This is a genomic window from Roseofilum sp. SBFL, from assembly GCF_017746885.1.
Classification (GTDB): domain Bacteria; phylum Cyanobacteriota; class Cyanobacteriia; order Cyanobacteriales; family Desertifilaceae; genus Roseofilum.
This window is the reverse complement of record NZ_JAGHZH010000052.1, coordinates 1-13,128: the sequence shown is the minus strand read 5'-3', so window position 1 is coordinate 13,128 and position 13,128 is coordinate 1. Positions and strand designations below refer to the sequence as shown.

The 13,128-nt window shown below is 43.0% G+C and carries 8 protein-coding genes; 3 read left to right on the top strand and 5 right to left on the bottom strand.

What is annotated here, in order from left to right; genetic code table 11:
- The first annotated feature begins 20 nt into the window (after positions 1-20).
- Both J7545_RS05835 and J7545_RS05830 read left to right on the top strand, forming a co-directional pair.
- Positions 21-188, top strand: coding sequence for a hypothetical protein (locus J7545_RS05835; RefSeq protein WP_318719290.1), 168 nt, complete (start codon positions 21-23; stop codon positions 186-188).
- A 166-nt stretch (positions 189-354) separates the two neighbouring features.
- Positions 355-1,491, top strand: a complete 1,137-nt coding sequence (locus tag J7545_RS05830; RefSeq protein ID WP_318719289.1) for a glycosyltransferase family 4 protein — start codon at positions 355-357, stop codon at positions 1,489-1,491.
- 225 nt (positions 1,492-1,716) lie between these two features.
- Here J7545_RS05830 and J7545_RS05825 read toward each other — a convergent pair whose 3' ends face one another.
- The 5 genes from J7545_RS05825 to J7545_RS05805 all read right to left on the bottom strand — a co-directional run bounded on the left by J7545_RS05825 (position 1,717) and on the right by J7545_RS05805 (position 11,530).
- On the bottom strand, positions 1,717-3,000 hold the full coding sequence (locus tag J7545_RS05825; RefSeq protein ID WP_318719288.1) for a LamG-like jellyroll fold domain-containing protein: 1,284 nt from the start codon (positions 2,998-3,000) through the stop codon (positions 1,717-1,719).
- Between the two features lie 84 nt (positions 3,001-3,084).
- Complete coding sequence (locus J7545_RS05820; protein WP_318719287.1) at positions 3,085-8,832, bottom strand: LamG-like jellyroll fold domain-containing protein; 5,748 nt, start codon at positions 8,830-8,832, stop codon at positions 3,085-3,087.
- A gap of 73 nt (positions 8,833-8,905) precedes the next feature.
- Entirely contained in the window at positions 8,906-10,696 is a 1,791-nt protein-coding gene (locus J7545_RS05815) for an ABC1 kinase family protein (protein ID WP_318700462.1), read from the bottom strand.
- Positions 10,697-10,829: 133 nt separating this feature from the next.
- The gene (locus tag J7545_RS05810) at positions 10,830-11,036 is read right to left on the bottom strand and encodes a hypothetical protein (protein WP_271939491.1); all 207 of its coding nucleotides are present in this window, start codon (positions 11,034-11,036) and stop codon (positions 10,830-10,832) included.
- A 191-nt stretch (positions 11,037-11,227) separates the two neighbouring features.
- Positions 11,228-11,530, bottom strand: a complete 303-nt coding sequence (locus J7545_RS05805) for a hypothetical protein (protein ID WP_318719286.1) — start codon at positions 11,528-11,530, stop codon at positions 11,228-11,230.
- Between the two features lie 111 nt (positions 11,531-11,641).
- On the opposite strand from J7545_RS05805, the gene J7545_RS05800 reads away from it, so the two are divergent.
- A complete protein-coding gene (locus J7545_RS05800; RefSeq protein ID WP_318700464.1) occupies positions 11,642-12,718 on the top strand; it encodes a glycerate kinase in 1,077 nt (358 codons plus the stop codon).
- Positions 12,719-13,128: the final 410 nt, after the last annotated feature.

Genomic DNA, 13,128 nt, shown 5'->3' with positions numbered 1-13,128 from the left:
CTTCCTTTTGGATAGCCCACTTGGTTTTTAGTACTTTCTTGGAAGTCTATATACGTCTGATAGAGTGCTTGCTGCGATCGCTGTTGAAAATTGGAGCCAATGACCACCACACCGATTTGTTGGGGATTAATCGGACATTTCAGATAGCCAATGGGCGAAAATTACGGGCTAGCGATCATGGATTGTAATTTTAGTGTACCATCTTAAGTATCAAAGATAATCTTGAGAACACACAGGGTGAAACCCTTTCTGCTTTGCTTGTTTCTATACTTTGACTTTTTCCATAGATGGGTACTTGATTGAATTTAACATTCAATCAAGTAATTATCATAAACAGTAGTATTTGGCAAGATCATGAAAATTGTATTGGTTTGTACAGAAAAGTTGCCTGTACCTTGTGTTCGTGGGGGTGCAATCCAAACCTATATTGACGGCATTTTACCTTACTTAAGTCAAGAACATGACGTGACCGTTTTTTCAGTCAGCGATCCGAATTTGCGAGACCAGGAAATTCGCAATGGTATTCGGTATCAGCGAGCAACACCAGGAGACTCTGATTTTTATTATCAAGAAGTCGCTAATTTTGTAGCCCAAGAATCCTTTGATTGGGTGATTTTCTATAACCGACCTAAATATTTACCTATGGTGGCTGATGCCGCACCCAATAGTCGTTTTCTTCTGAGTATGCATAATGAAATGTTTCATGCTAAGAAAATTACGCCTGAACTGGCTCATCGCTGTCTCGATCGCGTCGATCGTGTGGTTACCGTGAGCCAATTTATTGCTGATGGAATTGCTAATTTATTTCCAGGTTATGAGCATAAACTCCAACCGGTTTATGCGGGAGTCGATCTAGAAAGATTCCAGCCTCGATGGGCATCGGGCGTACAAGAACGTCGATCCAGCTTATTGGCTGAACAGAATTTAGAAGACCGAAAAGTGGTTCTTTACGTTGGACGTTTAACGGATAAAAAAGGCCCCCATATTTTGCTGAGTGCTTTTCCTGATATTCTAGAACAGCATCCGTCTGCTATTCTTTTATTGGTAGGCAGTAAGTGGTACGGAAAAAATGAAGAAAATGAATATGTACGTACTCTGAAAAAACAAGCACAAGAATTAGGAGATGCGGTACGTTTAACGGGTTTTGTTTCACCCGATCGAGTTCAAGATTATTTCCTATTAGGTGATATTTTTGTTTGTGCTTCTCAGTGGCAAGAACCGTTAGCTCGTGTTCATTATGAAGCTATGGCTACTGGATTATGTATTCTAACTACAGTACGCGGAGGAAATGCAGAAGTCATTATTCCAGAAAAAAATGGTCTACTGATTACAGATTATGAAAATCCAGACGCATTTTCCCAACCGATTAACTCCCTTTTATCTAATCTCGATTTAGCGGAAGATATGGGACGAAATGGCCGGCACTTAAGTGAGATAAATTATAGTTGGTCTCGCGTAGCTTCAGATATTTTAAGTATTCTAGATCGCTAGAAACTTAGTATTTAGCGATTAGCTCTTTTATGAGTGAAGGTATAGCAGTGAACTCGTTAAGGTAGGATGGTTAAGTTATTGTTTGAGGCAATAAGCACTCTAGCAATAGAAACTGTCCTAGCTCTCCCTTCCACTGCTATATAATTCCAAGAAAAGTGGAAATGGGTAGAAGTTTGAGTATTCATCTCGCTGAGTGCTGATTTTTTTATCGGTTGGATGAAACCACTACATCTTGGAGAGCGCTTTTCCCCAATTTTTATACCAATCCCGAAGCCAACCGTTTTTCTTCTTGCGATTAGATCGCTTGTGGCGTTTAGTATATTCCCTAGTGGCTCTATGTTGTTTATTACTTAAGCGTCTGACTAGCTTTTCTATCGGTCTTAAAGACTTAGATTGCTTTTTACGTTTCTTTTTTTTATCCTTAGTTTTGGTGGATTTTCCATGGATAAGATCGGGTTTACCACCAAATTTGTCTTTACTGCGTAAAACAACAATTTTGTCTATGCCTTGGGGGACTTTAATCTTCGTTTTTCGTTGAATTTTAGCTTTAGATTTTTTGGGTTGAGTTTGAGGTGCAGAAGTGGGCATAAAGGGGAGTTGACTGGAGGGAGAAAATTGCCAGGTAGCTCCATAAATTTGACCTGAGTTACTCTGGAGGGTGAGATCGCCGGCTATTTCTCCCGATCCGTCATTGAGCGGCCAATATCCCACTAAACCCGGTTCATCCCCAGCTAGACGGTGAAACCGATGGTTACCAATCTCTTTAGAAGTTCGTGCCTTATTCCAGAGACGGACTTCACTCATTTCTCCCTGAAATCGAGTTTGGCCAAATAAGCGCCCTATTTGCAAGGGAACTTCTGTATTGGGATGGACTTGTTCCGGGAGGGGTTGAGTACCTTGGAACTCTCCATCGATATAGAGGATGGCTTGTTGATTGTCAACAACTAAAGCTAGATGATGAGAGTTGCGATCGCTTAAATTAATCGTAGATTCCCATACTACTGGGGCTTGAGCAAACAGAAATCGAATTTGTTCTTGATGACTCTTTAGTTTCAGGTAGGCCAATCCATAGCTATAATTATGCTGCCGCGAACCTCGACCGACAATATAGTATCGAGTACCGGGTTTAACTTCCCTGAGCTTGATCCAGACCTCAAGGGTGAGACTATCGCTTAAATTAAAGCACTCTGCAATGCCGCAATCAACATAATCATCTTTGCCATCAAACGCTAAGGCTGCTTCCTCCACATCTTGAACTGTTTGCACTAATGCTAGACTCTTCTTTTTTGAAGGGATGGCTTTTTTTCGAGCTTGAACTCTGTGAAAGGAACGAACTCCAGACAAGTGATAATTCTTATTGAGTTGAATTTCCTCTAATCCATTGCCCAGAACAGGATCGGTCTTCATCTGTTCATCCACAGTTGGGACACTATCATTGCTCTCAAGAGCGATCGCCTGTTCTAGATGGCAGTTAATCAGATCGGAGTTTGGAGGAAGGTTCTCAGTCATGATTGATCCGGTTTAGGGTTAGCAACTAACCCCTGTAGTTTTGGGGAATCTAGGCTACAGGGGAGGATGAACATTACAACGATTTTAGAACAGCTTGGATACGCTCTTGCTGTAATTTTTGGCAAAATCCTTGAGCCAACCATTCTTTTTCTTGCGATTAGAACGCTTATGGCGTTCAACATAAGTATGAGTTGCTTCATCCTGACGCTTCGCCACTTTCCTTACGTATTTCTCGTAGGGAGAGAGGTATTTCGATTGCTTTTTCCGTTTCTTCCGTTTCTTCCGTTCCTTAGATTTAGCCGACTTGCCATAGAGAGTCTCGGGTCGTCCACCAAAATCTTCATCACTCTTGAGAACAGTAATACTAGTTACAGACCGATCTAGAGGAATCCGTTTTTTGGAGGCTGGTTTTGGCGTAGGTTCTGGTTCTGGTGAGATATCGTTATCTTCATCAGCCGCGGAGAGTTCTAAATCTGTGCTTTGCCAAGTTGCACCATTCATGACACCAGGTTGCGCATTACCCGTTCGATCGGCGATTACATCTCCCTTGCCTTCATCTAAAGGCCAATACGCGACTAGCCCTGATTCATCCCCTGTTAAACGGTAGCCCATAGCTTCTTGAACTTCATCAGCAGTTAATGCCTTATTCCAAATCCGGACATCACTCAGTTCACCCGCAAAGTATTTATCATTATTGCGATTTCTACCCAAAACATAATCCCTAAACACAGTGGTCATCGCATTAACCGCTTTTGAATTTTGTGGCTCCCCATTCAGATAAGTTTGCACCACCTTACCATCATAAGTCACCACCAGATGCTGCCATTCTTGATTCACTTTAGCAATGCGAACCTGAATATCACTATGATAAAAGCGATAAAATCCCCCCATAACATCTATCTGGCATGAATCACTCTCAGTCAGATTATTAGAGCTACTCAGTAACCCAGCATAGTTGGATTGATTTTGGCTCGCTTTCGCCCACAGTTCCACAGACAATGCTGAAGTTTCCCACGCAGAATTGGGAATGGTAACATAGTCATCTATACCATCAAACATTAGAGAAGCAGGGGAGAGGCTTTCTTCTTCCACGTCCGTCTCTTCTGCGGTTGTTTCCGGTTCTACAGGTTCTTCTGTCTCTTCTGCGGTTGCTTCCGGTTCTGGAGCTGGCGTTAAGCTTAAATCTGAAGTTGCCCAAGTTCCGCTATGAACCGTTCCTGTATTCCCATGACTCGTATGGTCCTCTGCGGTAGTTCCGGTCCCTTCATTGAGAGGCCAATAAGCCATTAATCCCTCTTCCTCCCCAGTCAATTGCTGATTCATACTGGCTTTAATCTCCTCCGGAGACCGGACTCGATTCCAAATCCGTACTTCTGCCATTTCTCCTTTGAAGAGATTACCCAATTTATCCGCTTGTGAGCCTAGACGAACGGGCAATTTAGTTACTGTTCCTACTCGACTGGGAGTAGCTTTATTTTCTTCTTCTCCATTGATATAGAGTTTGGCTCCATTCGCTTCATGCTTAAAGGTGACCGCCACATGCTGCCAAATTCCTGTTTTTAACGGTGTACGGCTGGTGAATGCAATCCCTTTGTTAATGAAGCGCAGATTTTGGGGGTATGTATCGAAGGTAAATCCTTCATTTTTGCCACCAATATTTTTGTCTACAATCCGCTTACCTAAAACTTCCGGTTTAATCCAGGCTTCAATGGTGAAGTTGTCCGTTAGGTCTAGCGTCGGATTGGTGGGAATATTTACATAGTCATCAACTCCATCAAACGTGAGAAGGGTTGTCTCAGTTGAGGTCGTTTCGGAGGGTTCGGCTGTTGCAGGTTCTACTTTTGGCGCTGGTGAGAGTTCTAAACCTGAAGTTTCCCAGGTGGCTCCATTAATTGTGCCGTCATGTCCCTGATTACTTTGGTCGGTTCCTGTTGTTCCTTGTCCTTCATTGAGCGGCCAATAACCCACTAATCCCGGTTCATTACCGGTCAAACGACGGTTCATGTCGTTTTGAATGTCTGCTGCTGTTCTGGCACTGTCCCAAACCCTTACCTCGGTGATGAAGCCTTGGAAACAGTTCTTGGGGTTCCAGGCGCTGCGACCAATATGGAAGGGCAGTTTTGTACTACCAATGGTTGATCGCCCTGAGTAGACATATTCTGTGCCATTTTTGTAGAACTTAATATGTTTATCTGCACCATAAACTACGGCAATATGTTGCCATCGGTTGATGTCGGCTTTCACAGGCTTCCAAGCTTCTTTACCGTGGTAGATACCGAACTGACCGCCATTTGTACCGATTGATCGATCCCAACCCTGATCGTCAGTAGATAAAATATTCTCCCAGCGGTTAATGTTGCGGGTGGGTTTAACCCAAGCTTCCCAAGTGGTTGCGGGTAGGGCGCTCGGTTGAGCATCTAGAGTGGTGGCAATATGGTCATCTTCTCCATCGAACATGAGTGCTGACTGCTCAGAAGTCGGTTCTGTTTGAGTCGGAAGTAATTCTTCCTCTGTCCAAGTTCCTCCATGAAGGGTTCCTGGGTGGTTATTTGAGGTTTTATCGGCTAGGGTTGTGCCGCTACCATCATTCAGAGGCCAGTAGCCTATTAATCCTTCTTCTTCTCCTGTTAAACTCTGGTGCATCGTTTGTTGAATCTCGTTGGGGGAACGAGCAATCTTCCAAATGCGGACTTCAGCGATTTGTCCCTGGAAGTGTTTCTGTTGAGCATCATCAGAGTAGGCGATCGCAATTGTATCTTGCCAGTCAAAGTCAGACGTATGCTTAGTTCCACTAGCTACTAATTGCCCATCAATATAAACTTTTTGACCACCAATAGAAGCGCCAAAAACATGCGCTACATGATGCCAGGTATTATCCGCTAAGTTCAAACCAGAGCTGGAGATGATTTCGTGATTCCAAATGCGAGTTTTGATATTTCCACTACTCAGATAAAGATGGCGATCGTGGCCTCCCCAATCTGGACTTTTTACCACAGAAAACAAACCACAGTTTGGAGCATCTGTTTTAAACCAAAACTCGTGCGTGACTTCAGTTTCTGGTTCATTTAGAGCAATGGTGATGTAGTCATCTGTGCCATCGAAGGTAATAGCACTCGACTTGGCTGTTAGTGCTGTTTGCCTTTCTGGGGCAGCAGCGAGTTCTAAATCTGAGGTTTCCCAGGTAACTCCAGTTCCCTGAGTGGTGCCATTGTGTCCATGACCGCTCTTATCGGTGACTGTGGTTCCCGTACCTTCATTTAGGGGCCAATACAGCACTAATCCCGACTCATTTCCTGTCAAAGCGCAGTGCCTATTATCCTCAATTTCTTGGGGGCTGCGTATGCCATCCCAAATCCGAACCTCTGACATTTGCCCGCGGAATGCTTGGTTAACATCAAAGGAACCCGCCACGCTGTCTTGTTCTTGACCTAAAATCAGAGCACCGCCGTTGGGAATCTCTCTACCTTTGGCAAGAGTGCCTGAGAATACTGCTTCTCCATCTTTGTAAAGCTCGACCTTTCCGGTACTGCTGTCCCAGGTCATTGCACAGTGATGCCATTGACCATCATTAAAGGCGATCGCACTATTGATGTTTGCATCGCACACGTATGGATGCAAACTCCGATAGTCGAAGAGGAGGAAGGCATTGCTAGAGCTTTTAGCTGAATAGGATATGGGGGTTCCCGAATTCTGATGATTGGTTTTTAACCATAGTTCAACCGTTAACCTCTGAGCGGGAAATGAGTTGAATGGATTGAGAATCACATAATCTGTGGGTTTCTTGGTATTAGCAAAGGCCAATACAGGGCGATTGAGAGGTGCCGTTTGCCTTTCTGGGGCAGCGGCGAGTTCTAAATCTGAGGTTTCCCAGGTTGCCCCGTTAATGGTGCCATTATTTCCATGACCACTCTTATCGGTGACTGTGGTTCCACTTCCCGCGTCTAAGGGCCAGTATCCGACCAATCCCGCTTCTGAACCGGTCAGTCGCTGGTGCATCAATTCCTGGATCTCTTCTTGGGAGCGGGCTTTATCCCACAGCCTGACTTCGGCGATTTTTCCATTGAAGAAAAATCCCGGATTTCCTTCGGTGATTCCTGCGCCAATGCGTAGAGGATATTGGCTGTTGATCAGGATTTTTGATGGGACGGGGTTCCCAGAAGGTTCTCCGTTGATGTAGAGTTTCATGGTGCTGCCGTCGTAGGTAGCTGCCACATGAGTCCAGGTGTTGAGTTCTACATCTGCACCTTGTAAGGCAACCCATCCTCCATTTCCTGTCCAGAATTGCCATTTGTTGTTGTTTCCTGCATAGAGGAGATACCCCCCTAATGCACTGCTGCCTTTAGCGGTGCGACAGGTTACGGGCGATCGCCATTGCCCTTGTCCTCCTTCTACTTTTGCCCAACAGGACACGGTAAATTGAGCAGGGTTGAGTTTTTGTTTGTAGGGAACTTCGATATATTGGTTACTGCCATTAAAACTGGCGATCGCTTGAAGGGTTTCTTCTTCAGTTGTGGCTGGTTCAATATCAAGCGCTTCTTCTGTCCAAGTAGCTCCATTAATCGTGCCATCATGTCCTTGATTACTGCGGTCTGTTCCTATTGTTCCTTGTCCTTCATTCAGCGGCCAATAACCCACTAATCCTGGCTCGTTTCCTGTTAAACGACGGTGCATGTCGTTTTGAATTTCGGCTGCTGTTCTGACAGAGTCCCAAACCCGTACTTCTGTAATGAACCCTTGGAAACATTGACTGGTGTTACCTGCACTGCGACCAATATGAAAGGGAAGTTTCGTACTACCAATGGATGCTTGTCCTGAATAGACGTATTCTGTTCCATTTTTGTAGAACTTGATTTGTTTATCTGTGCTGTAAACCACGGCGATATGTTGCCATTGGTTAATGTCAGCCTTTACAGGATTCCAAGCTTCTTTTCCATGGGAAACACGGAATTGACCGCCATTGGTGCCCACAAACCGATCCCAACCTCCATCGTCGGTAGAGAGGATCATATCCCAGTGGTTGATGTTGCGGGTGGGTTTAACCCATGCTTCCCAGGTGGTTGCTGGTAAGGCGCTTGGTTGAGTATCGAGAGGGGTTGCAATGTAGTCGTTTTCTCCATCGAACATGAGGACAGATTGCTCTAAAATTTGTTCAGCCTCAGGTGCAGAAGGTGTGAGGATATCGAGCGTTTCCTGTGCCCAAGTAGCACCATGAAGGGTTCCGGGATTGCCTTTACCCGTTTTATCCTCTGCACTTGTGCCACTTTCTTGATTCAAAGGCCAATAAGCGACTAATCCCTGTTCGTCTCCCTTGAGTCTCTGGTGCATCGAGTTCTGGATCTCTTCTTGGGAACGAGCCTTATCCCACAACCGCACTTCAGCAATTTTACCATTGAAGAAGTAGGTGGGGCTACCTTCTGTCATTCCAGCCCCAATCCGTAGAGGATACTGGTTATTGATCAGGATTTTCGATTGGATAGGGCTTCCAGAGAGTTCTCCGTTGATGTAGAGTTTCATGGTGCTGCCGTCGTAAGTAGCCGCCACATGAGTCCAGGTGTTTAAGACTACGTCTGCACCTTGTAAGGCAACCCATCCTCCGTTTCCTGTCCAGAATTGCCATTTGTTGTTGTTGCCTGCATATAGGATATATCCTCCTAATGCACTGCTTCCTCTAGCGGTGCGACAGGTTACGGGCGATCGCCATTGCCCTGAGCCTCCTTCTACTTTTGCCCAACAGGATACGGTAAATTGGGCGGGGTTTAGTTCTTTTTGGCCAGGAACCTGAATGTAGTTATTGCTACCATTAAAGCTGGCGATCGATTGTAAATTACTCATAATGTTTAATGTCCTGTCTTGTTAGGTTGAATGAATGGAATAACTTGGACTGGATGTGTTCAAGAATTCCGGATTAAATTAATCTCTCTCCGTACTCTTTACGCTCCAAAATAGTTGCTACAGCAGTCAATATCCTAGCCGCTACTAAAATTCCGATCAGAATAAAAATCCACAACAAGTAGGGCAAAACTGGGATATGGCTGACAATATCATTCACGGCTTCAGTGTGAATATCTTTAATCAATGGGAAGTAATTTTGATACAAAAAAGTATATAGAACAACGACTGCACTCGACAAGAAAACCGAAGAAAAGGTTCGGAGGACAACAACTATAGCTAGAGCAAATTTATTCCCTGTTATTTCAAAAGCATGGGTTCGTTGTCGGAGGTAAGGAAGCAGAATTTGATTGTATTCATCAATGGTCTGAAATAATTCATTAATTGATGCTATAACATTATCTGGTTCTAGACTCTTTTTTAAGGCACGGCGATCTGATTGTTTGTTGTATTTTTTGATGAATTTCAACGTATCAAAATCATCAATTAAGTATTGCATTGAGCCATCTAGCGTTAGGAGAGACCGCGTGATTTTCAGGAATGACCAGTTACTGGGAATACGGTATTTAATGGCTACCTTTGCAATTTCAGAAGTTCCCCCTCCTAAAGACTTTTCTTTATAGCTAACTCCTTTGAGTGCTGACTTAGCGGCCCATTGTTCCGTCGCTTTTGCCATTTCTGCTCTGACTCTTGGCATATTCGCTTTGGGAATATCTAGTCCAATGCGAATATTGTAATCAGAAGCTTTAGCGAAATCCCCTTTTTCTAAAGCTTTAACATAGTTCAAATAATTGAGTCTTAGATCGCTATCCAAAGAACCTACACTGCCCATATCAATTAAGACCAACTTGTTATCACGCAACAAGATAATATTCCCTGGATGCAGGTCAGCATGATACAAGTTATCTTCAAAGATTTGTCGATATAAGGATAAATAGAGTTTTTCTCCTATGGTTTCACGATCTACTTTATTCTCCTCTTCCCATTGGTGAAATCTTGCCGGGTCTGTTTGATAAATTTTAATGTAGTCAGCCATAAGTACACCGGGAATATATTCCATGACCAAAACTTTGGTCCGAGTATATTTATCATAAATTTTAGGGACTTCTATTTTATGTTCTTTGAGAGTTTTTTTCATCCGACGAGCATTGGAGGCTTCATAACGGTAGTCCAACTCTTCATCAAGAACTCTCTCCAATTCCGCAACTGCCTCATCTAAAAGAAGGACACTACCTATATCGGTTTTTGAATATAGACGAGCTACAATTTTGATCAAACCCAGATCTCGTCGAAAGGATTCATCTAAACCTGGACGTTGCACTTTAACAGCAACACGAGTTTTTTTACCGCGTAAAACAGCAGTGTGAATTTGTGCAATAGATGCGGCAGCTAAGGGTTCTGGATCAAAATCGTCAAAAATCTGCTCTAGGGGAACTCCTAACTCCGATTCAATGGTAGAACGAACAATTGAGGTGGGGAAACCTACGGCTTCAAACTGGAGGCGGGTTAGTTCATCGCAGATTTCTTCTGGAAACAGATCGCTACGAAGTGCCAAAAGCTGACCGGTTTTTACCCAAAATCCACCTAAATCTTCAAAAATCTCCCGTAACTGTTCTGCTGTTTTCTGTATATCCGATTTCCCAGCTCTTTTCCGCAACTGTACTTGCAGGAAAAAAGTCACAAATTGTTTAATGATGTAAAAAAGAGAAACACGACGGGACTCCAATTGCTCCAGGTCTAGAACTTTTACTTTTTTTCGACTTTTACCTGTAATTAGTGGTGTGGGGATATCTTTTTTGTTAACCATTCTTAAGAAGAAAGTTATTATTCAGAAACAGAAACAAATCCATCCGATAAATAGAATATCATAGTCTCGGATGGATTAAACATTTCCTGCGGGTATTCCCACAAATCTTTTTCATCAAACCTCTCTCAAGGTTCTACCAATCTTTCTCTTTTTTCTTTTTAACAATCACAATGATGGGCTGGGCATTTTCCCCGACTTGACCATCATCCTTGAGTCTTTCAATCGTAGACTGAATTCTCTTGAACAGCTTACCTTCACCGTAGCGAAGATCGTCAATATCATCCTTCTTTGCATTACCGATCTCAAGGATAATCGTGTTTTCTTTTTGTGCAGTTGCCATAATATTTACTGACCCTCATTTATGTATTTCAAGACTTGGGAACATACGGATATTTTACTGTAATTTTACTCTAATCCTAGTTACTGAGCCAAACACTAACCAGAATTAGAGCGATGACCTAGTAATTCCTCGGAGGATACTGGTAACATTACAGCCTTTCACAACATTACAAGGAACAAAGAAAAAACTACCTAAAACTTCATCAGCTTAGACATAGCCTTGTTGTAGTTTTTGGGTAGATCTTTAATCCAACCATTCTTTTTCTTCTTATTGGATTTCTCATGGCGGTCTCTGTACTCCTTGGAAGCCTCATCATAACGCTTGGCTAATTTAAAGACCGCTTTCTCGGAGGGTTTTAAAGCAGATGATTGCTTCTTCTTCTTTTTCTTTTTCTTCCCTCCAATGTAGCCACCATCTAGAGTTGTGGGAGTACCGCCAAAATCCTCTTCACTCTGAAGGACTACGGCTTTTTTGACCTCACCATCACTTGCCATCGCTTTTTCCTCCACGTTACAATCCTTAATTGTTTTTAGCTAGTCTAGATCTAGCTCTGAGACTATTAAAGCATAAAATATCGAAAATTGTCGAGAGAGTGTTTTTTTGTCATGAGGAATGATGAATCAATTTTAAATCTTTGGATTGAGGGAAATCTTCCAACACAACCAGAATGTCAAGAGCTAATGATTCTAGCTCTTGAAGATACTGATCGCGCGATCGCCCTCGGTTTTACCCCAGATAGACTAAAAACCCAAATTCCTCTACAAGCTCGCCTCTTTCAAACTCTGGCTCCCAGGATTTTACAATGGATTCCTAGGATTCCTTATCAACAGTTATATCATATGTTGTGGAATTTGTGGTTACCTCTGGCCATCCAATTGACTGAAGCTCAACAAGAGCTGAATCGGCCGCTAATTCAAGGGATTTTAGGAGGTCAAGGCACGGGAAAAACAAGTCTGGCTATGGTACTGAGCTTAATCTTGAATGAATTAGGATACAGTTCGGCAAGTTTATCACTTGATGATTTATATAAGACGTATGGAGATCGCCAGCTTCTCAAAACTCAAGACCCCCGTTTCATTCGTCGAGGTCCTCCCGGAACCCATGACATTCACTTAGGTATTGAAGTCCTGAAACAATGTCGAAACTCTCAGTACCCTGTAGAATTTCCTCGGTTTGACAAATCAGCCTATGCAGGGGAGGGGGATAGAACTGAGCCAGAAGTCATTACCCATGGGGATATCATCTTCTTTGAAGGTTGGTTTGTCGGGGTGCAACCGATCAATCCAGATCGGTTGAATTTTGCACCTTCTCCGATTGAGTCTGAAGAAGATCGACAATTTGCCCAAGACATCAATCAAGGTCTGCATAAATACTTACCATTGTGGGATTGTCTAGATCGATTAATCGTTTTATATCCCACAGATTATCAACTGTCTCAACAGTGGCGACTGCAAGCAGAACAAGAAATGATAGCCACTGGAAAACCAGGTATGAGTGAATCAGAAGTTAAAGAATTTGTAAACTACTTTTGGCGCAGTTTACATCCAGAACTATTTATTACTCCTCTTACTCAAAATCCTGAATTAACGGATCTGGTTGTTGAGATTAGCCCAGATCATTCTCCGGGAAGAATTTCTAGTCCTATGCGCTGGTCATATCCGCAAAGCGGAAACGATTGTTAAGCAAAATATCATAACAGATATGCTATAACCTCTTGAGACCAGCTTCACTGAAGTTGATGGCATCCGTCTGGAAACTTTGGTATCAGAACAAGTATTGACTATACCCCCAAAAGAATTTGATTCTTATACTCTTGTAGAATTGGGGATTCGAGTTACAAATCTCTCGCAATCACCTTACCGCTTTATCTTCTTTTACTTAGTGGCGATCGCTCGCCACAACTGAAGCCTTACAGTATAACCAATGTTTTCTAATTCAGTAATATTACTGTATCTTCGATCTCCTGATACAGGTAATATCTAGCCAACATGAATGAAAACAATTTTATCGAAGTTGATGGGATTCGTTTTGAAACCCTTGTACCCAAGCGAGTATTAACTCTGCCCAAGAAAAACCTAATTCAAAAACTTTC